The following is a 26,426-nucleotide window of genomic DNA, read 5'->3' as shown; positions in this document are numbered from 1 at the left end:
ACTGCCTTAATAAAATCCATTCTGATTTAAATATAGGCTGATGGTTTGTTTTTTCAAGTATTAAATTTGAACAAATCTAATTTTTTAGTAGGGCCTACTAACGACAGAGAATTTTCTCAAGCGCCCATAATTTATCGGAAGCTTTAAAAAGGCCACGATGCTGTGGCCTCTTACAGGCAGCGTCATTAGCAATATGGATTAAGTTACCATTTATGGACGAAAGTTAGATTCTTCTTCCACAGATTCAGAGTTCGCAACAGCTTCCTTGCGATTTATTTGAATCTTATCCATTATTTCTTCAAAATTATTCACTAAAGTACGAGCAGGGTTAATTTTATAGAGCATTAATGCCTCTCGTGACATAGGATCCATCCCTATTTGTAACAAGGTAGACAAGTTATAATATTTTTCTTTATAGCAAACAGGAACATCATTGAAATAATCCAATGTAATCGGATCGGTAAATACCGCGAGTAGCCGCTCTTCTTCAGGGCTTAACGTACCTAACTTTTCGATACGAGCAGCAATGGTTTCATATTTTCGCTGTCCATCAATATAAATTTGAGTATCTTTATCGTACTTATCCTCAAAAGCTTGCTGTGAAGGCGAGGGCACGGGCACGTTTCGTACTACTACTCGTTCTACAATACGCTCAACTTCAACAACTCGTGTTTCAGTAGAGCGACCCATATTATGATGAACATAGCTTGGGTTTGGTGCCAGCAGAAGCCTACCTGCACAATAAATTTGAGCATTAACGCTTTCTCTACGAATAGAGTTTATAACATCCGCATGAGGTTTGCGGGTAAAATAAACTGTCCCTTGACCATAAAGGGTTAATTTTAAATCTCTTGCTACATCGCCATCAATCGTTAATGCCCCATTTCCATCTTTACAAATCAGGCATTTACCGCCAATGTTGCCTCTAATAATTACGTCACCTTCTGAAATATCTATTTTAACATTATATCCAACAGTACCATTGACAGTAGTTAAGCCACTGCCTTTTCGAATAAAATTCGTATCATTAGCAATTTCATCTAATTCAATATCATCTGTGCCGGTATGGGTAATTGAGGGTCTGCGAGGTCCAAAAAAAAATTCAAACAATCCCTGCATGGCATCTCCTTATTAGGGGGTAGGATAAAAAAGCGATTTTGAGAGTTACAAGAATAAAATGCAAGAAATTTAAGCGCTTACGTAATCAACTGTAGCTTGATGAAGGCAAGTCCTAATCAGGGATGCGAAACTCGAATTATATTTCGAGCCCAAATTAGGACTGCTCCTGCCATTTCGCAGCAAAATGCTTATGAAATATGTATTGCATTTTATGCATAGGGAAGAACTAATACTCTGGTCCCTACATCAATGAAGTGCTCATTTAACCACTTCGCAGCACCAGGCAGCACGCGGATGCAGCCATGACTAGAATTTGCTCTGGGAACTTCATAAGCTGCATGAATAGCGTAGCCATCATGGAAGTGCATGCAATAGGGCATTTTAGCTCCACCAATCACATGCCCATCTTTAGCAATAGGGTATTCATTTGATTTACAATCGGGCCCTTTTTTATTAAAAACAGTAAACGTTCCTGTTACCGTTTTGCATGCTTCTTTGATGTCATCACAGTAGTTCATTCCACCCGAAGCACTGCCAGTCATCACTCGATTACCTTGTGCATCATACGCAGCCCAGGCGTATTTTTTAGGATCAAATACAAATAATTTTTTCCCTTTAACATCCCAGGTTTTGGGAAAGACGTTTCTTCCTCGCGTATCATCTTGATAAGGAGTTGTATAATGTAACCCGCCAGCATCATCAGTGATTACATCTTGTTTGGTACATGATGCCGCTATTATTCCTGATAGAAGCATTATTAATAGTGTTTTTTTCATCATTTAATGTCCGTATTTACTAAAAGATATTGGTATCATACGTCTTTTTATCCTTAGTAGGGAATACTTTTAGGTAAATCAATTGGTTGCATGGTAGCCAGCAGCTTTCGAACCTACATCTTGCGGCTTGTATGCGCAATCAGATTAATTTTTCATGGATTAGTAGAACCCGAACAAAGTGTGTATAACGCAACGAAATTGTAACTATGATTTTCCCAAAAAATTGAAGTAACGAGCTAAATCCTGAGTTGCTTCACAACACCACAACGTTCTCAATGACGCAAAGTCATCTTAATAAAACTGTGTCATTGCGAACGAAGTGAAGCAACCCAGTGATGTACGAAACTTTGGAATGCGTCATCACTGGCACTGTAGCTTTTAGACGGCACTGGCAGATGTAGAGCTGACCTCATAGAGTGTATTAAATTGCTCAATAATTCGGTTCAGAAGTTCACTTACAATGGCATGATTTTCTTTTCTATCGTCATCAGACAAAATTTCCTTCGTAAAAAATCCATAGCCCACAACGATCGGTCCAGGTTTTTTGCTTAAATCATACTCTAAAATTTTAAGCACTAACACAACAGCCTTTAGTAATAACTTATGCTCATTAAATTCCAGAATATTCTGTAGGTAGTCATTAACCGATTCAAGCAATTCTTTTTGTAGGCTATCCATCCCCATGATCATTGAATAAATCGATTGAAAGCTTATGGACGTAGGTAAACTTTCAAGAGCATCACGTAATCGAATTAAGGACTCTTTCTCTTGCTCGTTGAGCTCTTCCTCGTCAGTATCCTGGTTAATCAAGCCATCAATTAATTCTTTGCATACATTTATAGTTAGCGGCATCTGCCCAGTTTTACATCCCAATTCATCTTTAACATCATGATTATTAATTTCTGTTAAAAGATTTGTATCTTTTAAATACTCAAGGACCATCTCTTCCGTTAGACTCATACAGATTCCTTCATTACACGTTAATGATTTATTTTTAGCATAAAAAGAGAGGTAGGGAAAATTATTTGAGATTAGGAAGGGGGGTTGACTGTTAAGCTCAACCACCTGATTATTTTATTTCAAAAGCGCAAGCATTAATCCCTGCAGAACAAATACTGGAAGACTTATCTTGTTGCCAATAGGAGCCATAAGTGCTAATTGTCTGAGTAACTAATGGAGATAGTTTAACCGTCATCCATAAATTAGTCCCAGGTTCTTTAGGGTTACTCCAACGGTAATAGCAACTTACATTGTAATCTTCTGTGATTAGCACTTGCATGAAACCTATTTTTTCTGGAATCGTCCAACCATGGTAATCAATGACCCAATCCAATCCATTAACAGTAAAAGCACCCGGGTTTGATTGGTTAGCTACCACTTGGTCAGGGGCAGGACAAAACCAAAGTTGTTTGGGTTTGGGATGTATCCAGTTTTGCAAATAAGAAGTGATTGATTCATGCCCATAAAGGACTAGAATTAATCCAGCAAGGATTAAGATTAGTAGGGAGAATATGCGCTGCATTTTAATCTCTTAATTTATTGATACCAATAATATTCTTTAATATTACACTTATCTTTCTTTATCGTCTAATTGCTTTACTTAGCTGAGATAATTCTAGTTCAATGCAGCATGTGGATATAGCTATCCACTTCGCGCTGGTGAGTCGATTGATCAAGATGGGCAATATCAATCACGGGGTTGCGCCGCCATCGACAGTTAATCAAGATTGGATTGACAATAGGTCATCCAATCTTGATTATACTGTATGGGTTACATGATGCTTACAGGGTTTGACTTCTCATATGAGAATGACAATCATTAATAAATAATAAAATGCCGCTATCCGGAGCACAATCTTTAGGGCTATGGTATGAGCGGTCTGGAATATCTATCGAAGCACCAGCATCTATAAGCATTTTAATCATTTGTCGATCACCTAGTTTCACTGCTTTATGCAATGCAGTTTGACCATCTTTGTCCTGAAGGTCTAAAGAAGCGCCTGCCTTTACCAATGCGCGAGCACAATCAAAATTTTTGTTAGCAACAGCCCATTGCAGTGCAGAACGCTCATAAGTAGGATCAGTTTTATCCAGAGCCGATTTAGACATGGATTTAATAACTACCTTAAGCTCAAATAAACGTCCCCAAGTCGCAGCTCTTCTTAAAGCCTGATCATGTACTGGACTGCCTGTTTCACCTGTTTTACGTAATGAGGCACACACGTGAGCAAGTTGTACTGAATCATTTGTTTTTCGTGATTCACCAAGAAAACTAAGGAGCCTAGGTGCGATTTTACCGCTTGATTTATCGATAATTGCTTGATTTGTGTTCACTAATCTTGAGCTAACAGAATCCAACTTTAACAAGGTATCGGTGCGCTCCATATCCTTACTGCTTAATGGTTTGTTAGCAAAAAGTAAGCTAGACAGTTCAATAATCATCTGGGGGATTGCTCCAAATAAGGATGTATCACTAGACACTATTGACTTCACTGCAATTAAATAAGCTGCAACAAATTCTGTATTATTATCCATATCTTGATAATAAGGTAACTTTTTGTCCCGCATTGCTTCCAAAGTACTTGTAACACCAGTTGACAAAACCAATGAACCGCTCGCGTGGGCGACCGTTTGGCGCATCACGCCGTTTGGTAATGACTGGTGGTATTCAATTGCCGGCAGAGGTTTGGACGTAGTTAAGGTCATATCATGATCATAAGCATATTCGATTTCATATTTTTTATTGGTGAACTGCCCAACAAGGATGTATTTGTCTTGATCACTTAATTTAATGTATTGTGCAATTAATTTGTAATCTTTAGAAGGATCTACTGCAGCAAGATACATAAATCCATAATTCCCTGTGGGGACCTTTGCCTGATCAGAACTTGATAATGTAGGTAAATCTTCTGCTTTGGTAATCGAGGGGATACCTAGACGATCCGACCCAAGACCAGCACTTCCAATCAACATATCGCCATCATCAAAAGAATCATAGAGTTTTGCTTGATCTATCTTCGCTTGCATGCGGTAGAGAGATTGTGTAAACAAATCTGCAAAAGCCATCTGATTTACATTCCCCACAAATAAGAATTTACTATCAGGGGAAAGAACTCGTTTGATAATATCTGTTGGAGCATGCTTACAACGGTTGGCATCAATAAATGCTACGACTGTATTGTCAACCGCATCAAACGTTTCCAAAGAAGACAGGGCAATACTAGTACCTTCTACCGATACGCGATCACTCACAGGAGCTCCATACATACTTGAAAATCGATGTATCCCATCAAGTGTACTCACTAAAACGACATCGATATCCGTTATTCCCTGATTGGCCAGTTCGTGAACAATGTCCTTTGCCATATTACCTGCAAAAGCAAAATCGCCTTTTGCAGTAGGATTTTTACAATTAGCATGTATAAGAATTACTTTACCCATAATTTGACCTTATATATAAAATTATGATCAAAATAATAAATCGTAAACATTAACAAAATATTAACTAGTTGTGTTTTTTATCTATTTTTAGATAAAAATATTTTCTGCCATATGGAAAGTGAAATGGTGAAATGTCTTTAGAAGAAAAAAATTCGAGTATGATGGATATATTGAGGAGGTGAAATGGAATAAACCTTGCAAGAATGTGGTCTTATTTAGCGTGCAACTAACTAGACGAGTTAGTTGCACTTATTAGTGGGATTCTCCCTACTATTATTACACAAAGTCTGATTATCAAAATAATCAGACTTAAGAATACATCTTGGGTTAATCACTTCACTCTCACCACAGGCTGATTAATGTGTAGTTCGTTATGCTCTAGCATTTTTGAGTCTTGGAGCTTTTGCTTTAGAGACATTGAACGTTCAATATGAACATGTTTATCGCTTTTATGTGTGTTATCTTGGTTTTGTTTTTCTTCTTGGTGAATTTTCTTTTCCTGTTTTATGATTTTATTTTGCAGATGACGTTGTTGCGTTCCATTTTGGTGAATAGCATGTTCACAAGCATGCAGTGATAATCTATCTTTCTCTACGGATTGTTGTTTCTCGCCAACTTGGAGTTCCATTTCTCGTATGGAACCTAATCGAGTATTTAAATTCTGTTGTTGTTCTTTAATGGCTTGTTCTTTTCCATCAATTATCACATGGGTATTGCTGATAACTTCTTTTTGGTGGTTAATACTTTCTGTAAGCTCTTGGACTTTAATCTGGTTATTGGCTTCTGCTTTTTTTAATTGAGCAATATCTTGTTCCGTTTCCATGACTTCGATTACTAATTTTTCAACTTTTTTGGTTTGTTTGTCTATTTCTTCGTTTAAATCACTATTAACGCCTACCTTATCTTGGATTGGCTGCATTTTGCTGGTTTGTTCTTTAATACGTGTTTCTAAATCACTTACTTTAACCATTTGGCTGTGAACGGCTTTTTTCTGTTGTTCGATACTATTATCTAATTGGTTAATCTCAGCTTGTAATTGTTCAATTTCTTTGCTCTTTTGTGCTGCCAGATTATTTTCGGCTTTGTTTGAAGCGGAACCAAAAATGGACTTGAAAAAGGACGTAATTGCATTAACAATTCTGGTTATAAACGATGTATTTTTTTCCTGCTGTGTGCTCTCTTCTTGAATTTTATTGAGCTCGCCCGTCATTTGAGATTTTTTAGATTCTAAAGATTGCTTTTTATCTTCTTGATTTTTAAGTAATATCTCGTCGGATTCTAACTTTGATGCTTCTGTATTATGTTCTTGCTTTAGCTTATCAAGAGTTCCCTTTTCTTGCTGCAATTGAATAAGGAGTTCAAGTTGATTATTTTCTTGTTGATGTTCCGCTGTTAGCTGCTGGAGATTCGTTTTTTGAGTATTTACTTGCTCTGATATGGAAGAAACTTGTTCTAAATCACTTTCTAATTGATGAAGTTCATCTTTTTGTACTTGAAGAGCTGTATGAAGATGGTCTAACAGTTCAATTTCTTGGGTTAGTTTTATATCCATCTGATTGGCGGTTTCTTTTTCTTTAAGTAACGCCGTGGATGCAAGCTCTAATTCGCCTCTATCAATACTTAATTTTTCTCTTATTTCGTCAAGTTGGCGCTTCTTTGTCTCCATTTCGGCTTGTACTTTCGCTAACTCAGTTTGCAATTGTTTTAGGTGGTTTTTCTCGAAATCGAGCCGTTCTTGATTAGGAGCTCGAGCAGTTTTTTGCGCATGCTCTGCTTGTTGTATGGGCCCAGATTGCTGTGCTTGTACGGTTTGTTGTTGTGGTGGTGCGGATTTTGGAGCCTGCTGAATACTGCTTCGTGGATTTTGCATAGCTGGAATTTCAGGCCGGGGGTCTGGTTGCTTCGTATTAACTCCAGGTGCTTTTGATAATTCTTGTTCTCTTTTTTGGTATTGCTTTCTTTCCTCAATTAATTTGTTGTTATTTTCATATTCATTAATAATTTTTTTAACTAATTTAATGGTTTGATCTTGGCCTAATCCCGTTTTAGATGCAAAAGTACGCTTATTTTTCTCATTAGATAAAAATTCATTTAAAGCAGGGATTAATTCTTTGCCTTTTTTTATGTCTGAAATTAATTGATCCAAGACAGCAATTTTCTCTTTTTTGCCAGATTTTTGCTCCAGCTCATGTTTACGATGCTGTAGTTTTTCCAAGGCAAAATCGGTAAATACATCAGCCTCAACAACCGCTTTATCTTGATCAAATTTTTTAAGAACTTTTTTAACAAAAGCCTCTTCAGTTTTGTTTATATTGGCCCTGCTGTTACTCATGGTATAGTTAGCACCCAATGCTTTAGCGATATCAGAACAAAGCATTTTTGCACTGTCTTTAATACCAAATGCGCCAATAGTGTTTCCAGATGCTGACTCATGGATCTTTAATGTATTGAATAAATGAGAAAAAATTTCAATAAATTGTTCTCTTTTTTCTGGACCATCGTTATAGCTGGGCAATTCATTATATAAACTGTAATAAGTTAGCATTGCATTATGATATAGCTCTTCAAGGCCTGTACGGTCTTTACCACTTTTACAATTGGTACTGACCTTACCCCCAGCAGCCTCAATCAGAATGGAGGTAAGTGCTGTTTTGAAGGCTGCTTTATTACGATCACCCAAATCAGGAGATCTTTTTAATGCTTCTAATTCAGCTAAGGCTGCAGTCATTAACTTCATCTGAGGATGATTGTTATCAACCCCAGCCTGTTGAAGGTTTGTTATTAGGGTTCTTGAATAATCCATTACCTCATTTGTATATTTCCAATCGATTGCCTGAGCTTTACGGAAAATATTAACGGCATCATTACCAAAGACAATTTGATATTTATCTTTATATCGAGGATCTTTAGCTAAATGCTCAACTGCTGCCTTTTGCGCATTGATCATCTTATCATCAGCAAGACCCAATAATGGGCTTAGCAAGCTTTGGCTTGCAATCATTATTTTACCGGGTAATTTTGCGTCAGGACTTAATCCCCAATGTGCTCTAAATCGCGCTTCAGCATTTTGTATCTGGTTTTCTATTAATTGTTCCGCATTGTGAATAGTTATCTGTTGGCGTTCTTTTTTAGGTACCTCAATCGCATTGAGTGTAGCATTTTTTGTACTTTCACTTTGTAATGTTCCATCAATAAAAAAATAGTTTTTCCTGGCATTTTTCATTTCAAGCGCTTGCTGCATCGCAGAAGTCCCATAGACTTCCTGCGCAAATTTAGTCCAACCATCAGCAGACTTAGTCGCCCTTTTCACTCGTTCCTGATACCAGCGTTGCTCTTCTGGTTTTAGTTTTTGAAACCATTCAGGTTTTTTAGAATCTAGTACTCGGAGGTATTCTTTTTTCTGTGCCTCAGTTAATTGGGCGTCCAAAGGAATATCCATTTGAATAAGATTCTTTTTACCTTTGCTCGTAGTTACAGTACTTTCATTAATGATAACCCTTCCAGCATTCATCTCAGAAAGAACATAACGCTCATAGCCTTTGATAATCCTAACTGCTTCATCATGTTTTTTAATCTGCGTATTGTTATTTAAAATGGTACCTAGTTTATTGATGAACTCATTGGTTTCATCATAGGTATTCACTTTTTGTTTAGGGTTCTCAGCTTGTTTTATTGCTTCTTGAATTGATTCGTTTACTAGTTGTTCTATTTGAGCACGAATCGCTTTTAGTTGGCTTTTTCCTGTTACATGCTGGGCTGCATAGGCTTCTAGTGTTGCGGCTAAGGCTACTTTTCTTAACAAAAGTGAATTGACACTCACCTCATGCAGTTGCTCGCTGGATAAGTTTATCTGTCCTTCGGTTTTAATATAGGTAACAGGTATGGTTTTACCGTCAATTTCTATAGATTGCTGTTGGCAGGTAAATGGCGGACTGGGATATTTTGCTAGTTGTAAGTCGTCAATGAGTTTTTTGAAAGGGCCTTTTAGATTACCATTATTATCTGCTTTTAATTTAGTTGTTTTAAGATCGGGATGTTGCACTTTTTCTTTTGTAAATTCTGATTGCGCTTTATGAAGTATTTGTTCTGCTAGGATAGGCATATTCCACACACAGGGTAAACAATGACCAGTATGTATAATTATAGACCTACAAAAGTTAACTAATATTAAAAGTGTACATATTTATTAATATAAACTTACTCTGTATATTTTAAATATGGGCTGATATGAATACACTTTGTGCAAATCAACGGAGATAAGTCCGATGGGTAAATTTTTCGATGACTCCAGGTTTTCTCGCTCTAAACCTAGCCTGCGTTATTTAACTAACGAATTGTTGGATGATACATGGAGTGTTGTGCAAGAAAGCGGCGTTCGTATTAGTAAATTGGAGCTTTCTCAATACGTGCTGAGTTTTGGTGGTGAGTATTCCCATAAGTTTGCAATAATTGCATTGTCAAAAAAGGAAATTATTGGTTTTGCTTTATTTAGCGATTATGAGGATGAGGTGTTTTTAAATCATTTATTTGTATGCCCTACCCGTCGATTTCAAGGTGTTGGCTCGCAGCTCATGAAAAAGGTGCAGTGTTATGCGGGTAATCGAGAGGTGTCTTTTATCGATACGAGTAATAATTTTATGCCATGGATGACTGAGCTATCTATCGAGAATAGGACTAATTTAGTTAATGCTTTGGGTTCTTTTTATTCCAGGTGAAGTAACCAGGTTTCGATGTGGAGCAAAAGCAGATGCACTTGCTGGACTTAGAGAGTCTCTTGAGCAAGGATTATATTATCAGCCCAATTAATTGTTCAAACCGCTCATCAAACAAGGCTTTAGCGAGAACTCTAAGACCTAATGGTGGGTGGTTTGATTAAACTCGATTAATAGCTGCTGATATGACCTGAGCATTTCTTTTAGCCCACCAAACACTAGCGAGACAGGTAACTACTAAATCAGATAACATGAGATTCAACTAATCTTAGCTTAATTCCCCGATTTAACATCCGGCTTCATCGACAAGATGTCAATTTGTTTAGACCCGAGACGCCTGGTGATGATTATCTAACCTCATCTGGACTTCCAGTTGCGATTTGAGAATGAAGGTATTTTCGAAATCAAATGCTTTTCAATGACCACAAATAATACAATATAATTAATAAACACTATGAATAGGGTAAGTGTCTATGCCAAGACCAACCAAAAAAGTAATTGAAGAGAGAATGGAAAAAGGCGAGATACCTGGTGTATCCATTGCCTATCTTAACTTACAAGAGACCATTCCAATTAAAACGTTGCCAATAGGAAAAACAGATGTGCATGCAGATACTCCCGGGATATCCGTAGAGGAACAAACTGTTTTTGGCGCAGCCTCACTGAGTAAGCCCGTATTTTCCTATTTAGTTCTTAAGCTAATCGCGGATAAAAAGTTATTAACAACTGATGGCAAGGTATTTGATTTGGATACACCTATTTCTGAAATTCTTCCAAATGAAGAGAGTAAACTAAAAGAATTCTATAACCAGGTGTTCAATCCTGGTGATACCCCTGATAGAGCCGTGAGCGATACGTTTATTCAAAAAGCAAAACAAATAACTCCTCGTATGGTTTTATCCCATACAACAGGTATCCCTATCAATGGTGCTCCTAGAATGGATTTTGAATTAGGTGCTCAATATGCTTATGGAAACGCCGCTTTATACTATTTACAAAAAGCCATTGAAATCCAAACAGCCCCCCTTGAACTACTTGCAAAAGAGGAAGTATTCATACCGCTAAAAATGAACAATAGTAGCTTTTTACCACCAACTAAAAGTGGATTGATTCCACATGCAGCGAACAGCTTACACACCACCGCTAGAGATTATGCCCTGCTTACTGCAGCTTGGATGCAAGAGAAAGACTGTAGTTTCGCAAGAATGTCCGTTGTCCCAACCCCGGAAAATCAAAAAACCTCAGCATGTTCACGCTATATTCTGACTGAAACCGGTTTTTTCTATTACAACAAACAAAAAGGTACCGTTCAAGAAATAGAATTAGATAGCATTGGTTCGCAGCTTCAAGAGTTACATCACTCATTTTCCCACGAGGCCGTAGGTGAATTCATTGAAAGGTTATCAAATAAGGCGCTTTCCCAGATAACTCATATCACAGGTCATACTAATCCGTTGCAAGAAGCATTTAGACCGCAAATATTACTGACAGAGGACCAATGGGCCATTGATATGGGTGTTCCAGAAGAAGATAGACAACACTTGGCGTGGGGATTGGGTTTAGGTCTGCAACTTGATGATGCAGGCGAGGTTACAACGGCTTTTCATTCAGGAGATATGAATCAATGGCGTGGATGGGTGGCCATAGATGTAAAAGAAAAATCAGCAGTTATCTATTTTGCCAATGGCGATGATACGAAAAATGGCTATGGACATGGGTATGGACACGTTTTGGCTGATGTAATTATAGCCCCTGAAGTTAAATTGGGTCATGGGCTTGACTGGTTTTTTAAAAAATTCGGATTTTCTAGAAATGTTGAACCTGGATGGAAAGAAAATGAGGAGTCTGATACTGCTCGAATCAATGTGTATGTAGGGTCTTGTCTTGCCTCTCCACCCAAACCATTGAGAGAAACAAGGGAGCTCGCGTTATTAGTGACTGTTCGAGGAACAACGCAACAATACAAAAGCGAACTAGAAAACTCCAGGCGCAACAATCCAGAATCAACTGTAGATTTTGAAGGAAATGAACCCACAGAGGGCTATAAAGCACCCTCCCCATTTCAAATCACGCCAAAACCCTTGGATAAGTCATAAAATTATAAGGAACATAAATCGTAAGCTTATTGACGGACTCTTCAAGTCTATTTTTAAGATGCACTTTCTAGTAAATCCTAGTAACGTAAGGCTATATTTTATTTTTAATATTTTCTTAAGGATAAAAAGTGTATAATTTGCGCACATTAATTTGATAGGATAATGAAATGAAAAAAATTAACGGTGGATATGAATCTTTATTTGAATATCTTGTAAAAAAAGATTTTCCATTTGCTCGTTTTATAGATGCACGACTTTATCCTGTAGAAAACGCTACTCTTCGCTATATAAGCACTGCACCGTATACACGTCGATACAATGAAACCCCGCGCGAGTATTGGACAGATCAGTTTATTGGGGCTATGCAACCCATTGCATCTATGATTAATGACATCCAGTATACGTTTAAACCATATAAATCATCGCATGAATTCTTAATGGATATGGCACAACCACTTAGAGGACTTAAAAATGTGCTTCGAGGTCTTGCAAATTTAGTTGCAACCCCTCTTTTTTTCCTCGGTAACACAGTAAGATATGCGTTTAATTCCGGCTCTTGGAGTAATTTTTCTAATAATATGAAATTAAACTTGGGCCGGTCTTCTTCTTGGCTTATTGATGGCTTATCTAGTATTGTTAGAGGTTCTACTCAAGTTATTGCCAGCCCATTGACCTGGGCGTTAAGAATGCCATTAAGAGGAATTATTACCGCAATTAAAGGCACTCCGGATATCACTGAAAACGAAGAAATTCAACATTTAGTTGATCTTGGTCATCAAGCAATCGCAGAAGATTCTAGCTATACAATGGACTGTATAAGACATAGACTTCATGAAGAATACCAAAAATCAGTATCTCGAGGACAACATTCAGAAATAACTCCTGAGCAAGAAGAGAAGGCGTTTAATTCGATGCATTTTAAATATGGCAAAAGCTGGATTTACCCCATGCCAGCTAAAAAAGAATCAATTACTTATTTAAGCTTGTTCAGAAAGGAAGCTATCACCTCCCTTGAAGAACAATTGCCCCTCCAAGAAACCAATAGTTTATAATCTAAATGGAGCACTTTAACGGCGCTCCATTTTTAATGTTAAAAAGAAAGTGCCATCGCACGATAAGACCCGCTGCATAAGAGCTAAAGGAAAACCATGTAACCCATAAATTATTTTTCCAGTTTTTTTTAACTTTATTAAGCCCAGGGATCCGAGGTGCACTGGGTACTTATTAGTTCACTCTTTAATTAAGAGTGCTTAAAGCCAAAGTAGCACAATATAACCCCAAGGATTACATCAATTGCTGCTGTAATATAATTGATTGTGGCCGTATAGGTATACAACATCGCTGGATGCAAAATGAGGCTAGCGCCTTTAAGTAAGGTCAGCCACGCAATTACTGTAATAAGTACTCGCCAATCCCATTGCCAAATGTTGTGGCTTAATACGAGTAAAATACCAATAATTAACGTAAAAAAACCAGTCACGAACAAAAGGGGTTCATTCTTTGTCATCTCATTAACTAAGTTTACAAAAGAATGCATATTGATAAATATAGATAGGCTGACTATCAACAGATAAATACCCATGGCTTTGGCTAAAAAACGTGATCTGTCCATTTCAAATACTCCAATTATACAAGCTAAGAATTTGATTTTTAAATCATTTCAGTCACCTTATAATTATAGCATAATTCAACGGAGTGTTTTTTTGTTCAAAAGGTGTTGTTCTATAAATTAGCTATTGGGTACGATTTGCTTAATCCAGTCGTGCACCGCGCTAACTCGTGGAAACATGAAATATCACCATAAGCCGAATTAATTCCAGCAGCCCTCCTCATTGACGCCCACGACGAATGTAACCTATGATAGAACGCGCTTTTTCTTTGTTTAACATGAAGTTACGAAGCAGCATGAGGAGAGCTAGTTATAACTGGTTCTCCATTAAGAAACACATAGTATATGGATAATTTATGATAAAATATTTAAGGAGTTTTAGTGTTGTCTTATTACTGTTGGGTTATCACAGCGCTTTTTCTGTGAACAATTCCTTTTTTAAGGTTTCTGCGGATGGGACCCCTGCAAATCTAAGTATTACCTTGTGTTTAAATGGAAAAGGCGCATTATCATGTCAAAATTATAATGTCTCTGCATTAACACTGAGCATACTTACAAACATACCAAACCGCAGCTACCCTTTTGCTGGGATTAAAATAAATACCCCAGGTTATGCTCTTTCAGGCTGTAGCCAAAATAGTAATGGCTATTGTTTATTTTCCGTAAGCAATACGGCAGCGGCAATTATTCCAATCACACCACCAACATGTCAGCCTAGTGTAGTTAATTTCACCCCTTCAGTGACCAAGGTAAATAATCCAACAGGTAATACTGCCAATCAAGTCCAGCAGTTTACCATTAGTATGACCATGTGTAATTCTAAGGGTAAGCCATTGATACCTTCTGTAAATAATCCAATCCATGTTGATGTTTATGGAGCACCCAGTGGAGTGATTTGGCCTACTTCAACTACGACGAGCACAGGGACCGTCACATTTACCTATAGTGGGCAGGCATTCCCGAATAATATCTCAATTAATGCCTGGATTAGCGATAGCACGAATAATGGGGCTGCTCTTGGAGTAACCCAGGTGTTAAAGAAAAACACACCACCCACTTGTACTTATGGTATTACGAGCTATCACATACCTCTGTCACAAACATTGCCTTATGCTTTAAAAATAAAGGCGGATGTTGGCTATGACCAAAATGATTCTGCAGGCACCTTTACTGGCTATACAATTGATACGGGCTCTTTAGGCGTTGTTGTCCCCACTAAAGAGTTACCTCATAATGGGAATGTGATTGGTCCAGGCGCTCCTGGCGTTAAATATTATGACAGTAGTGGTAATACCTATTCAGGCAATTATTACTTGGCCCCAGTACGCATCAAAACGGACCATGGCACGGTACAAACCCAGCCCATCATGGTGCTAGGAATTGATAAAGCTTATTGCGTAGGACCTGCTGATAAATCATGCCACACCACTCCTCCGACACCGGATTTACATTACATCGGGGTTGGCTTTAACCGCAATAGCACCACTACTAATGACCTGTTTAATTCGCCAACGGCAAATGCCTTCCTGCATATAACAAATGCGAGTAATGGAACAGATATGAGCCCTGGCTATTATCTTACCCCTGGAGATGCAAGCACCAGACCTAATAGCTTAATTTTAGGTATTACCTCAACTGCAAACAATTACGATGTGGTCAATTTAACGCCTAATACCGCAGTCCCCGGTGATTTTAACGCACAAGCAGGTTGTTATAGTTTTCCAGGCTTTCCAGTGCCAAATCAATTCTGTGGAACCGCATTGCTTGATGTTGGAATCGATTCCATGTTCATCGATTTACCCAAAGCTCAATGGCCAGAGGGCACTTATGGAGTCAATAATTATGTGCCAGCGGGAATTGATATGTCTGTTTTAATGGGACCCTTAAGTATGCCTGCAATGAGTTATAATTTTACAACGGTTGATGGCACTCCACCAAGTGATAGCCCCACTCCAGTGAGTGTTCAATGGATTAATTCCACGGCAACGGGAATGATTTTTATTAACACTGGCAGGAGACCCTTATATTCATATAACTATTTTTATAATGGTCAATGTGGTCAGGTGGGATTTAAGGCATTACCATAAAGTAACATGCATTCTTTTTTTAGGGATATAAAATCCCGAGCTTAACGAAGGAGCTCCAGTGAAGTCTGTATTCTTCATCTAGTGCTCCTTCGTTGCTAATGCCGCAGGATAATATTAGTTTTTTATTTTCTACTGCATTCCTGGTCGAACATCAGTAGATGTAGTTGGTGTTATAACTATTTCATCGGATATTTCTTTAATATCTCCTAATCGATCTTGAATAATCGCCTTGAGATTATCTTCGTTGCTCAAAGTTTTATCGTTGTATTGCAGTAGTCGTTCCACAACATCTGGATGTGCTTCAACCAAGATATCTCTAATTTGTGCTACCACCTCGGTTTTAGTAACTAATGTCTCAAATCGTTTCATTAGTTGCTCAGTAGGTGTTAGTACATGCTCTTTTTGATGTAGCGCCTTCCATTTTTCGGAACCAGAGTCGGAAGGTTTTTTCATTATAGAGCTAAGTTCTATACCGACATCCTCAACACTGGACTTCAAGCTGCTACGGCTTTCATAGTCATCACGAGTGTAAATTAAATCAATCTTGGCTCTAAGCTTTGGTAAAGATTCTGGATTTATATTCAGAATCTCAGGTTTATTTAAAGCCAAGCGCAGGCTAAAAATTTTATTTATTTCCTCTGCCTGCTCAGCTGTTTTTGCTTCAAGTCGAATCGATAAAACACCATTTGGTTCCCATTTAATCGCAAATCCAGCTCTAGGTGTTTCAGGCGTATTATCAATGTTTATCATGGATAAAGCACGCTTTAATACAGTTGCCTTATAGGTAGGTTGAACAAGCTGCTCTTGTACTTTTTCATTGTACTTTTGTTCAACAATGACCATTAACTTACTTAATTGCTCTTGAGACAGCGTATAACTCACTCCTCCTTTAGAAACATTCGGACGAGCTAAACCCAACTCTTTTTCTAACATCTTAGTAATGTTTTTATTGGTAGTGCTCAAGGTATAAGTTCCATTGTCCTCATGTTTTAATTGAAAAGGAATTCGGCCTTTTTGTGGTTCAAAGCGTAACCTATTCAAAAAGATCTCACCATCTGGAGACATGATTGAGGTAGGAGAGCACACTTTTTCTATGTGTTCTAATAAGTCAAGCTCTTGTCGAGTGAGTGGTATTCTTTGCGCAAAGGTTTGTAAGATCCGCGCATTATTTGTATGAGCTTGCTCTGCCATTTTATCGATAAATTTGATGTAGTCAGCAAGCTCCTCATAAGACATATCACTTTTTACAGCCATCTCCATAATGTCTGTTTTGATTTTATAAAAATACAAATCAAAATTTGACAATTTTCCTGAACCTACATCTGTTATATGAGCCTCAAGTAAGGCCATAGTTTTTGGATTACTACAATTATGTCTAATGAGATCTAATTGTTTTAATAAGGCCTTGGGAGTTGGTGTATTTTCTTGAATACGATGTAGTTCTTGCCTTAAACCAGGATAGCTTTTAATCACTTCTTCATCAGGATTTTCCCCAGTGATCATTTTTCTTAATAAATGCAAACCAACCATCCGCTCGGATAAGGGTGTATCATAAAACACACTATAATTTCGGTACATTCGGTGCCGTGCTACACCGACTTTTGTTTCTCTTCTAAGGAACTCAGGCGCTTTAGCGTAAAAATCATCAAATGAAAAATCATCTTTCAAGCTATTACATACCCCATCACCTTCATAAGGCTTACCATAGTCAAATCCATAGAATGCGCCATCGGCAAAACCTTTATTTTGGGCATTTTTACCAATACCATCTCGATCCCCAATAGCAACACCAAAAATTAAGTTTTTTGCCAAGCCAGGAATGAGCATGGAACGTTTTATCGGAGCATCTTTATTTTCAACCAATACCCCACGGTAATCAGGCTCTTTTCCATTACAAAGGAATTCAGTAAGCTCACGTAAACCATTTTTCCAACCGCAGGCTAATAAGGCATGCGCTCCACCGTCTTTGTTATTTACCCAGGCAAGCTCTTGTTTTTGGTTTTGCTCACTAAAAATACCGGCTAAACGTGTTCCTACAAACTCCCTTATTGCCTCCTTATTGGCTTTAATTCGTTCTTTTTGCCCTTCTGCATAATCAAGCTTGTACATCCAGGCTTGTAAATTATGATTATTTCCGACTGCATCTTTGATTTCTTTACAAAGCCATTGAATTCCAGGACTAAGTACGGTGCTTTCACCATAGGGTTTAGGAGTATGAGCATTAATAAAAAGCGCAAAAATTTCCTGTTTTCGCTTTAAATCATCGACTTTTCCTAGGTTTGCGCCTAATCGAGCAAGATTATGGGGATCATCGGAAGGAATTTTAGCTAAAATTTTGGTTAGCTCTTTGAAAAACTCCTCATTTAAATCAATGGCTCTAAATCCAGGTTCAACACCAGAAGGTTTTTGGCCATAACAAAATTGCGAGAGGCCAAACATGGTACCTATACGTGCGTCCTTTTCATGTTCCCGTAATGCAGGCTGATTAATGCGCGCTCCTTTTTTGTCTATGGAACCTTCCGAAGGAGTTACTCTGGACTCTACAATTTCAGTTGTTCTTATTGTTGGCGCACTATGAGATACACCTGTACCCGTTGTTTTCTTTTTAACTGGGGGCAATAAAGACTCCGTTTCTCTCTTTTCAGATTTTATTCCAGTCTGGTTATCTAGCATTCGGCTCATTAAACCATCTTTTTTAAATCGGTAAAGTGGGTCCTCTCCTAATACTACACCCATGTGCTTGTCACAAAACCCTTTAATGTAGCTGCCTAACTCACTATTTGCACCACCAAATGATTTTATAATTTTTGAATATTCAGTCCCCATAACATCGAGAATCGCAAATAGTTTTTCATCGGAAGATAACTCATTATTCGTTATGACCTCATTTAAACCTTGCTTTAAATCCTTTAGAGCAGATGTCCTGCCGGTGGAAACGCGTATCGTTTTGAGCAGGATACTTATTTTTCTATATTCTTCGGCAAAATTTTCTGAGGCACCGAGACGAGTTGTTCCATGACCAAGCAACTCTCGGTAATGCTGAGTAAATTTACTATCAAGTTTGAGAGATTTTTCACTCGTTGATGTAATCATCGAGGGCTCAAGCTCCATTTCTTCAGCATATTGGTTATCAATTTCTACCCCATCTAACAGCTCATCATATACTACATCTCTTAGAGCTGTAGACGTATTTGCTGCATTAGTAAGCTTAAGCCAGGTAGCTCCTTGATTTACATTTCCTGGCATCACTGGGAATCCATGAGAGGTGATTAAACCTTTTAATGCACGGTATCCACAACTCCAACCATCTCGTTGTTGACCACTAGAGGTGGTGTTGACTGTTTGTGTTGCATAGGAGGGAAATGCTCGGTATGGGCCATCTGAATAATTAATAGCAGCTGTAAGTACATCGCGCTCTGAACCTCTAAGAGGCATTGAGTCGTGATAATTAATGGTAACCGAGTTGGTTGTGGGGTTCACTGAAACCATAGCATAAGTCCAATGTGAGCCCTGGCTGCGTAAAGAACTGCTACCGCAGTTAATTAATAAAGGAATGGTATATGGGGCTGTCGAAGAGCCATGTTTGATTCGCTCAAAGTGCAATATCATGCCGATGTCTTCTGCATTTAAGCGTGTAATATGGGTGCGGTCTTTGACCCCTAATTTAATGAGCATGCGCTCTAAATCAACTTCACCAAGCCACTCTTCTTGTCCTAAGTCTCCATTTAATAATTTTTCAACAATTCCTAAATTACTATTCTGTGCATGCAAATCGCGTAAGGAGCGACTTTCTAAATGTTGATTAAGTTCCAAGCTCCAAAGAATAGCCTTTTTCTCATTAAATTCTTCAGCTACCGGTGGGATACCATCGGTCAAAGGAACTACATCATCTAATATATTTTGCAGTATCGCAAATTGCTCTTTATGATCGTCTCGTGTTGTTGCATTACTGCTGCCAATTGCTGCAAGTTTTAAGTTATCATTTCCTAATTTATCAAAAAATCTAAGTGCGGTTGCTAAAGGCGCATAGTTATCCATCGTGTCAAGCCAAGCGGGATCGAATCGTGCTTTGAATCGAGCTCTTAGATAAAGTTCTATAATACGGCGGGTTTTGTCTTCATCTAATGTGCGTATTGCTTCGCTTGTAGATAACATATTAATGTCCTCTAAAGAATTAATAATATGAAGCTCTATAAATCTGCTTCGTTCACAAACTACTTTATGCCTTTATAATTAAGGAACTATTAAACAGCTTGTAAAAAAAATGAAAAGTTTAAGCTCCATAAATAATTAATATTGGCTTTTATATACCCATATTGCTTAATTTAAAGTATAGTACGTTAATCTTACGCCAAGAAAAATGGTGTTTTTTGATACAAATCGTTATCTTCAAATAGTAAAATGTTATAATTGCAACCACTAACTTAATTTAAGGCGCCAATCTCATGGGAGATTTAGAAAAGGACGACAAGTCACTACCCTATACTTTGTTTCCAGTCAAACAGGCTAACGGTATAATTTCATACTATTGCAGCGACTTCAGTGAAGAATTAGGTCATCAAGTCTATATGGGATACCCTTGCTCTTTAGTACAGCCAATGGCTTCTGATTTAATTCCCACGCGTATTGAAAAAGAGAAGTTAGTGATTAATAAAGAGGAGCCTGTTGCAATCAAGATCTATGATGGAGAACAAAGACCTTCTGGCTATCAATACTATGATGCTTCTGAGATTGCTGTTTTAACTATAGAAAATCGAGATGTGCTTATTATGGAGTACATTAAAGGATTTCATATTGCCCCAGAATTGAAAAGTGATTCACCAATAAAACAACTTAGTTTTTTCCAGGCGGTGGATCTTGCATGGCAATTAATCCAGGGTCTTAATCACCTGCATTATAATAATCTCAGCGGCTTGCCCATCGTGCATGGAGATATTACGGGTAATAATATAAAAATAAGAGAGCAAGAGTTACTAATTGCTGGGAAACAAATACGCAAACTGGACGCTTTATATTTGGATTTTGATTTTGCAAAACGGATAACGGATACATACCAAATCCCTCAAGGGACTCCTGAGCATCTTGCGCTTGAAGTTCTTGATGGAGTCTATTCTGAAGCCAGTGATTTTTTTGCTTTAAGCCCCCTTTTATTGAGCCTCTTTGGTGCTCGAAATCCCTTTAAGGATATTATTGAATTCAGAAATAATCACGACTCGATGAAAAAAACTGAATTAATAAAAAAATTCCGTGATATTCCCTTTTGTACAGAAGGTTTATTTTCTCATTTTGATAAGAAACCAGATCCGGGTGTGCTTGTTTTGCTGGAGCGCTTTATTATACAAATGGGAGCTAAGGAACGTAGAAACCGTCCTTTATCGGATGCTGTTCTGGAATTTTTTACTGCATTAAGGCAATTGTGTCTAACTAGCCCTTCAGATAATGACTGCGAGGTGTATCTGTTACGCTTACACATTGCAGCCCAAAGTGAGAGTTGGCTTACAAAGACTCCATTCTTTGCAAGGTTTTTAACCTTAGAAGAAAATATACAAGATCGACTTATCGCATTAATGAATTCAAGCATTAGTCTTTTGGTATATCAACGTGCTCTGGCGCATAATGCTGCACCATCATTAATTGAACGGCTACGCAATAATTTAGCGGATCATTTAAGTGAAAAAAGTCGCTTATTAAAAGCACCCTCCAAACTCAAATCAATATTTTTTTCTTCCGTCACTCAAAGCGAACTTCAATGGTTAGTTCATTGTTATAAACATAATGAGTACGAGATGTTCCATGCACCCACGAATGAAAAATTAAAATCTAAATTGCTGGAGTGCAAGGAATTAAGTATTGCCCCTTTTATTTCAGCTTTGGTGGAGGGAATAAAAAAACCTCCACAGGCCACACTATTTATGCCTTAACCTGGTGCTTGCAACCAGACTTCTAAAAACTACGGCATTTAAAATCTGTACTATTGTATGCCATAATGGTAGAGAGGAAGGATTCTCTCAACCTAATAATCAACGAAAAGGATGTCATTTACTATGACTGAAAGACTGGTTGACTTAGCACTGCAAGGTGGTGGTGCTCATGGTGCGTTTACCTGGGGTGTGTTAGATCGTTTATTAGAAGAGGATCTACAAATCGATGGTATTTCTGGCACTTCTGCAGGTGCAATGAATGCAGTCGTTCTTGCCGATGGTTATGCTAAAGATGGTCCCCAAGGGGCTCGTGAGGCACTCGAGTTATTCTGGAAACGAGTCTCTGATGCGGCTCGGTTTAGTTTCCTCCAACGAGGTCCTCTTGATGTAATGTTAGGGAAATGGTCTCTTGATCACTCTCCTTTTTTTATCGCTATGGATATTTTCGCGCGACTGTTTTCTCCCTATGATCTTAATCCATTAGGGGTGAACCCATTACGCGAAATTTTAACTCAATCCATTGATTTTAAACGCCTGCCAGACAGTTCAATTAAATTGTTTATTACAGCAACCAATGTAAGTACCGGCAGAGGAAGAGTTTTTCGCAATAATGAAATTACACCTGAGGTGCTGCTGGCATCAGCTTGTCTTCCTACAGTATTCAAAGCAGTAGAAATTAATGGTGAGCATTACTGGGATGGTGGATATTCAGGCAATCCAACCATCACCCCTCTTATACGTGAATGTAAATCACAAGATACAATTTTAGTTCAAATAAATCCTGTAACTCGCCCTGACTTTCCTAAATCAGCACGAGACATACTTAATCGTTTGAACGAAGTTTCATTTAATGCGGTATTACTCAAAGAACTTCGCATGATTGCTCTATTACGGCAATTGGCCCTTCCTGCTGATTGCGAAGGGGGAAAATGGGCAGGTATGCGAATTCACCGTGTCAGCAGTGAGATTATGGTTGAACTTGGTTATTCATCCAAGCTGAATGCGGAATGGGAATTTTTACTCATGCTTAGAGACGAAGGACGACGTTCAGCCGAAGAATTCTTTATAAACCATGCCGCTGATCTCGGGAAGCGTTCCTCATTTGATCTCGATGAGTTACTTGAGGGAGTCTAATTCATGGGCGTACTCGGAATTTTAATCGCTCTTACCCTACTTATCATTTTCGCATTTCGAGGTTGGAGCGTACTTCTTCTTGCGCCTGGTGCAGCTTTAATCGCTGCATTTATTTCTGGGGAGCCTTTACTCGCTCATTGGACACAGACCTTTATGAATGGTGCGGCGCGTTTTATTGCTCAATTCTTTCCCTTATTTTTGTTAGGCGCCCTATTCGGTAAATTAATGGAGGACAGTGGTTCCGTCTCAACAATTGCAACTTTTATGACTCAGCGGTTGGGAACGAAACATGCGCTGCTGGCGGTTGTATTAGCCGGTGCCTTAGCCACTTATGGTGGGGTGAGTTTGTTTGTAGTTTTTTTTGTCCTTGCCCCAATGGCTGAATCCTTATTTAAAGCAGCCATGATCCCACGCAGATTAATGCCTGCCGCAATAGTTCTAGGTACATCCACCTTTACTATGTCGGCATTACCTGGCACACCCTCGATACAAAATGCCATTCCCATGCCTTTTTTGGGTACCACACTATTTGCCGCACCCGGCCTTGGGATTATTGCCTCTGTAGTGATGCTCGCTTTTGGCATGTGGTGGCTTAAGCGTGCTGAGGCTGAAGCCATGCGTAAAAATGAACCATTTGGTGATGACACTTTCCTAGATATGAACAGTATAGCGAATAACCAACTTATTCGCGGTCGAGCCACAACAGACCATGAATTTGATACTGCGGAAATCACTCATGGAATGCCCAGCCAGAGCGCCCCTTCAATTACACTTGCCCTATTGCCTATGTTTATTGTGATTTGTGTCAATTTTTTAATGGCCCTATTCATCCTTCCACGCCTCGACTTTTCATTTTTAGCAAAAGAAGAATGGGGAGCAACTTCATACTCAGTGGTTGGTGGCGTATGGTCTATTGTGATCGCGCTGGCCTCAGCGATATTTATTTTAATTCTTATCAATCGGAAACGTCTTCCTAACTTGCGAGAAAGCATGGATGCTGGTGCAAATGCCTCCGTTTTGCCCGTTTTAACTGTTGCAAGTTTAGTTGGCTTTGGTGCCGTAATTGCCGCCCTGCCTGCATTTACTGTGGTACGTGATTGGGTTTTAGGGCTTGGTGGGGGTCCTTTAGTTTCTCTTGCGGCAGCAACTAATATTCTTTCTGCTGTGACTGGCTCTGCATCAGGCGGACTGTCCATCGCTCTTGAATCTCTTGGAGGCACTTATTTAAATTTGGCACAGCAATATGGAATTGAACCAGCCTTATTGCACCGCGTAGCAGTTATTTCGTCGGGGACGTTGGATACTCTGCCTCATAATGGTGCGATTGTTACTCTCCTTGCCGTATGTCAATCGACGCATCGTAAGAGTTATCTGGATGTTATTATTGTGGGAATCATTGGTCCTATTCTTGCACTCGTTACCGTTATTTTACTGGGCGCGAAGTTCGGTTCATTTTGAGTGGTGTAAATGAAAATTTTGATGATCTTAAAATTCAGTTTGATCAACGAAGTGCTGAAAAGTTGGCGGCAAGACCGCATATCGAGTCTTGCTGCGGCTCTGGCTTATTATACCTTATTCTCGCTGGCCCCACTTTTATTAATCTGCATTGCAATAACCGGAGCATTATTTGGCGAGGAGGCTGCTCAGGGGCAAATATTTGGTAAGCTTAATTCCTTTTTAGGTGAGCAAGCGGCTTTGCAAATCCAGGAGATGATAAAAAATGTCAATCAGCCTTCTACCGCATTATTGGCACGGGTTTTCGGTATTATTATTTTGTTATTAAGTGCCTCACGAGCGTTTAGTGCAATCCAAGAAGGATTAAATATGATTTGGGGTGTGTATTCTTCCCCAGACAGAGCTTGGCTGGATACACTTAAGCGACGCTTTTTTTCATTTATCATGGTATTAATTTCCGCTTTGCTATTATTCACCTCTCTAGCGTTAAGTGCTTTTTTGGCTATTTTAAGTGGTTATATGACGCATTTTATGGGGGTAAGTATCTATATTGAATTAATCATTAGTTATCTAATTTCATTTCTATTTGTGACTTTATTATTTGCACTAATGTTTAAAAACTTACCTGATATTGAGCTTAAATGGGATAATATATGGGTGGGTGCCATAATTACTTCACTGATGTTTAATGTGGGTACCCTCATTATTGGTTTTTATTTAAAAAAAGCTCACCTTGATTCGGTATTTGGCGCAACAAGCTCAATTATTGTACTTTTGATTTGGGTTCATTATTCAGCGCAAATCTTTTTTATTGGCGCTGAAATAACCAAGATTTACGTTGAGAAAAGGCAAAAAGTCTAAATTTAGCTAGCTTTACTCCGGAACGATACATCGAGTGCTGCATCATTCCGGAGCTCATTCATTGTAATGCCATATTTGTACTATTTAACTGAAAGATGCTGAAGTGGAGTTGCTTTCAGTTTGCATGCTATTGTCTTCATTATTGGAGTCACAGGTGTTTTTCTTGGTTTTATCTTTACTATAAATCACATTTAAATTTCTATTTTCCACATCGAGGCACTGGTACGCTGGCATATTATAAATATGCAAAGTCATGCTGATCTCTGCGCACGATGTTTTTCTACACTTAAGTTGATGTACAAAACTACCAGTTAAATCATCCCAATTGGTATCAAATTGTTCACGCTCCACACATTGATTCAACGCGGCGGTATGTTCACCTGTGGGTAAGTAAAATTTTTCCGTTATTGGTCCCTCAAGAACCGTTACGGTTCCTTTGTATTTGTGATCATGAATTGATGTTTTTTGTTTGCGTAGAAAGACAAATACCCATATGGAAAAGGGGTTGTCTGGATCTTTATGGTCGTAAATGAGGTGTCTACCTACCCCTGTATTTTTAGTAAGATCTTCAGGTTTATAAGCGGAGGTATCTAATTTGAGTTTGCCTTCTGCAAGTAATTGAGGAAGTAATTTGGAAACTGCAATGTAATCAATGACTTCTAAGCTATGAATTGCTTTGCTAATCGCTTGCATGTTTTGTTTTTTTGCATGCGCAACTTCCGTTTTAAACATCATAATAATACTCCTTTAATCCTTATTGTCCCAAGCATTCAGTTAGTTTAGGGCATGTTAGTCATGAATACCAATATCGTGCGCATGCCCTTTCATCCTGATGTTAACGTTCCTCACAGACCGTATAATAACCATGGCGGTAAGGATTACTGCGTGCTCTAAATTTATAATCACGGCAATGCTGTCCACGATCATCAATGTATCGCTTATCTAGACGGAATGAAAAATCGCCGAAATTCATATCTTTTTGCCATTCACGTTCTTGACGAGCTCGATCCTCTTTATCTAAGTCTTTAAAAAACTTACTCAATTTGCTTGTATGACCTACGGAGATAAAGCACATCAGACATAGTAGAAAGATTAATTTTTTCATAATTAGGCTCTTTATGGATCACAAAGGATGCAATTAAATCATATTTTATTTAAATAAACAAAAAAGATATGCTAATAAGGTTTAGTTAAAAAATTAATGCTTTAAAAATG

18 protein-coding genes are annotated in these 26,426 nt (G+C 38.3%); 8 read left to right on the top strand and 10 right to left on the bottom strand.

What is annotated here, in order from left to right; translation table 11 throughout:
- Positions 1-210 precede the first annotated feature (210 nt).
- From BN3124_RS12580 to BN3124_RS12555, 6 genes are all read right to left on the bottom strand, one after another.
- A complete protein-coding gene (locus BN3124_RS12580; RefSeq protein WP_058535137.1) occupies positions 211-1,119 on the bottom strand; it encodes a DUF4097 family beta strand repeat-containing protein in 909 nt (302 codons plus the stop codon).
- A gap of 209 nt (positions 1,120-1,328) precedes the next feature.
- A complete protein-coding gene (locus BN3124_RS12575) occupies positions 1,329-1,895 on the bottom strand; it encodes a L,D-transpeptidase (protein WP_058535897.1) in 567 nt (188 codons plus the stop codon).
- Between the two features lie 378 nt (positions 1,896-2,273).
- Positions 2,274-2,855, bottom strand: coding sequence for a hypothetical protein (locus BN3124_RS12570; protein WP_058535136.1), 582 nt, complete (start codon positions 2,853-2,855; stop codon positions 2,274-2,276).
- Between the two features lie 109 nt (positions 2,856-2,964).
- Positions 2,965-3,417, bottom strand: a complete 453-nt coding sequence (locus BN3124_RS12565) for a hypothetical protein (protein WP_058535135.1) — start codon at positions 3,415-3,417, stop codon at positions 2,965-2,967.
- A 260-nt stretch (positions 3,418-3,677) separates the two neighbouring features.
- Positions 3,678-5,336: a Dot/Icm T4SS effector AnkY/LegA9 gene (gene ankY, locus BN3124_RS12560; protein ID WP_058535134.1), complete on the bottom strand. Its 1,659-nt coding sequence runs from the start codon at positions 5,334-5,336 to the stop codon at positions 3,678-3,680.
- 331 nt (positions 5,337-5,667) lie between these two features.
- A complete protein-coding gene (locus tag BN3124_RS12555) occupies positions 5,668-9,438 on the bottom strand; it encodes a hypothetical protein (RefSeq protein WP_058535133.1) in 3,771 nt (1,256 codons plus the stop codon).
- A gap of 163 nt (positions 9,439-9,601) precedes the next feature.
- Here BN3124_RS12555 and BN3124_RS12550 point away from each other — a divergent pair, with 163 nt between their 5' ends.
- The 3 genes from BN3124_RS12550 (at position 9,602) to BN3124_RS12540 (ending at position 13,196) form a co-directional block, all read left to right on the top strand.
- On the top strand, positions 9,602-10,051 hold the full coding sequence (locus BN3124_RS12550) for a GNAT family N-acetyltransferase (protein ID WP_058535132.1): 450 nt from the start codon (positions 9,602-9,604) through the stop codon (positions 10,049-10,051).
- 470 nt (positions 10,052-10,521) lie between these two features.
- The gene (locus BN3124_RS12545; protein ID WP_058535131.1) at positions 10,522-12,144 is read left to right on the top strand and encodes a serine hydrolase domain-containing protein; all 1,623 of its coding nucleotides are present in this window, start codon (positions 10,522-10,524) and stop codon (positions 12,142-12,144) included.
- A gap of 167 nt (positions 12,145-12,311) precedes the next feature.
- Positions 12,312-13,196: a hypothetical protein gene (locus BN3124_RS12540; RefSeq protein ID WP_058535130.1), complete on the top strand. Its 885-nt coding sequence runs from the start codon at positions 12,312-12,314 to the stop codon at positions 13,194-13,196.
- Positions 13,197-13,384: 188 nt separating this feature from the next.
- Here BN3124_RS12540 and BN3124_RS12535 read toward each other — a convergent pair whose 3' ends face one another.
- Positions 13,385-13,756 (bottom strand): hypothetical protein, encoded by a 372-nt coding sequence (locus tag BN3124_RS12535; protein ID WP_058535129.1) that lies wholly within the window; start codon positions 13,754-13,756, stop codon positions 13,385-13,387.
- 353 nt (positions 13,757-14,109) lie between these two features.
- Between BN3124_RS12535 and BN3124_RS12530 the strand changes: the two genes are divergently transcribed.
- Complete coding sequence (locus BN3124_RS12530) at positions 14,110-15,840, top strand: hypothetical protein (protein ID WP_058535128.1); 1,731 nt, start codon at positions 14,110-14,112, stop codon at positions 15,838-15,840.
- Positions 15,841-15,969: 129 nt separating this feature from the next.
- Here the strand turns inward: BN3124_RS12530 and BN3124_RS12525 are convergent, their stop codons facing one another.
- Positions 15,970-19,995, bottom strand: coding sequence for a hypothetical protein (locus BN3124_RS12525; RefSeq protein WP_058535127.1), 4,026 nt, complete (start codon positions 19,993-19,995; stop codon positions 15,970-15,972).
- 290 nt (positions 19,996-20,285) lie between these two features.
- On the opposite strand from BN3124_RS12525, the gene BN3124_RS12520 reads away from it, so the two are divergent.
- The 4 genes from BN3124_RS12520 (at position 20,286) to BN3124_RS12505 (ending at position 25,211) form a co-directional block, all read left to right on the top strand.
- Complete coding sequence (locus BN3124_RS12520; RefSeq protein WP_058535126.1) at positions 20,286-21,761, top strand: protein kinase domain-containing protein; 1,476 nt, start codon at positions 20,286-20,288, stop codon at positions 21,759-21,761.
- Between the two features lie 123 nt (positions 21,762-21,884).
- Complete coding sequence (locus tag BN3124_RS12515) at positions 21,885-22,895, top strand: patatin-like phospholipase family protein (RefSeq protein WP_230849138.1); 1,011 nt, start codon at positions 21,885-21,887, stop codon at positions 22,893-22,895.
- A gap of 3 nt (positions 22,896-22,898) precedes the next feature.
- Entirely contained in the window at positions 22,899-24,353 is a 1,455-nt protein-coding gene (locus tag BN3124_RS12510; protein WP_058535124.1) for a GntP family permease, read from the top strand.
- Positions 24,354-24,374: 21 nt separating this feature from the next.
- Positions 24,375-25,211: a YihY/virulence factor BrkB family protein gene (locus BN3124_RS12505; protein WP_058535896.1), complete on the top strand. Its 837-nt coding sequence runs from the start codon at positions 24,375-24,377 to the stop codon at positions 25,209-25,211.
- A gap of 84 nt (positions 25,212-25,295) precedes the next feature.
- On the opposite strand, the gene BN3124_RS12500 is transcribed toward BN3124_RS12505, so the two are convergent.
- Together BN3124_RS12500 and BN3124_RS12495 are read right to left on the bottom strand one after the other, a co-directional pair.
- Positions 25,296-25,946 (bottom strand): cupin domain-containing protein, encoded by a 651-nt coding sequence (locus BN3124_RS12500; protein WP_196398929.1) that lies wholly within the window; start codon positions 25,944-25,946, stop codon positions 25,296-25,298.
- Between the two features lie 100 nt (positions 25,947-26,046).
- On the bottom strand, positions 26,047-26,316 hold the full coding sequence (locus BN3124_RS12495; protein ID WP_058535123.1) for a hypothetical protein: 270 nt from the start codon (positions 26,314-26,316) through the stop codon (positions 26,047-26,049).
- Positions 26,317-26,426 lie beyond the last annotated feature (110 nt).

The sequence above is a fragment of the Legionella saoudiensis genome (assembly GCF_001465875.1).
In the GTDB taxonomy this organism is placed as follows: Bacteria; Pseudomonadota; Gammaproteobacteria; order Legionellales; family Legionellaceae; genus Legionella; species Legionella saoudiensis.
Note: the sequence above shows the minus strand (reverse complement) of the source record. Positions and strands in the feature narration are given on the sequence as shown.

Coding starts and splice junctions, on each gene's coding strand:
- BN3124_RS12535 (WP_058535129.1), bottom strand. CDS start 13,756: ATGGACAGATCACGTTTTTTAGCCAAAGCCATGGGTATTTATCTGTTG.
- BN3124_RS12540 (WP_058535130.1), top strand. CDS start 12,312: ATGAAAAAAATTAACGGTGGATATGAATCTTTATTTGAATATCTTGTA.
- BN3124_RS12525 (WP_058535127.1), bottom strand. CDS start 19,995: ATGTTATCTACAAGCGAAGCAATACGCACATTAGATGAAGACAAAACC.
- BN3124_RS12555 (WP_058535133.1), bottom strand. CDS start 9,438: ATGCCTATCCTAGCAGAACAAATACTTCATAAAGCGCAATCAGAATTT.
- BN3124_RS12550 (WP_058535132.1), top strand. CDS start 9,602: ATGGGTAAATTTTTCGATGACTCCAGGTTTTCTCGCTCTAAACCTAGC.
- BN3124_RS12515 (WP_230849138.1), top strand. CDS start 21,885: ATGACTGAAAGACTGGTTGACTTAGCACTGCAAGGTGGTGGTGCTCAT.
- BN3124_RS12500 (WP_196398929.1), bottom strand. CDS start 25,946: ATGATGTTTAAAACGGAAGTTGCGCATGCAAAAAAACAAAACATGCAA.
- BN3124_RS12570 (WP_058535136.1), bottom strand. CDS start 2,855: ATGAGTCTAACGGAAGAGATGGTCCTTGAGTATTTAAAAGATACAAAT.
- BN3124_RS12520 (WP_058535126.1), top strand. CDS start 20,286: ATGGGAGATTTAGAAAAGGACGACAAGTCACTACCCTATACTTTGTTT.
- BN3124_RS12505 (WP_058535896.1), top strand. CDS start 24,375: ATGATCTTAAAATTCAGTTTGATCAACGAAGTGCTGAAAAGTTGGCGG.
- BN3124_RS12565 (WP_058535135.1), bottom strand. CDS start 3,417: ATGCAGCGCATATTCTCCCTACTAATCTTAATCCTTGCTGGATTAATT.
- BN3124_RS12545 (WP_058535131.1), top strand. CDS start 10,522: ATGCCAAGACCAACCAAAAAAGTAATTGAAGAGAGAATGGAAAAAGGC.
- BN3124_RS12510 (WP_058535124.1), top strand. CDS start 22,899: ATGGGCGTACTCGGAATTTTAATCGCTCTTACCCTACTTATCATTTTC.
- ankY (WP_058535134.1), bottom strand. CDS start 5,336: ATGGGTAAAGTAATTCTTATACATGCTAATTGTAAAAATCCTACTGCA.
- BN3124_RS12495 (WP_058535123.1), bottom strand. CDS start 26,316: ATGAAAAAATTAATCTTTCTACTATGTCTGATGTGCTTTATCTCCGTA.
- BN3124_RS12530 (WP_058535128.1), top strand. CDS start 14,110: ATGATAAAATATTTAAGGAGTTTTAGTGTTGTCTTATTACTGTTGGGT.
- BN3124_RS12580 (WP_058535137.1), bottom strand. CDS start 1,119: ATGCAGGGATTGTTTGAATTTTTTTTTGGACCTCGCAGACCCTCAATT.
- BN3124_RS12575 (WP_058535897.1), bottom strand. CDS start 1,895: ATGAAAAAAACACTATTAATAATGCTTCTATCAGGAATAATAGCGGCA.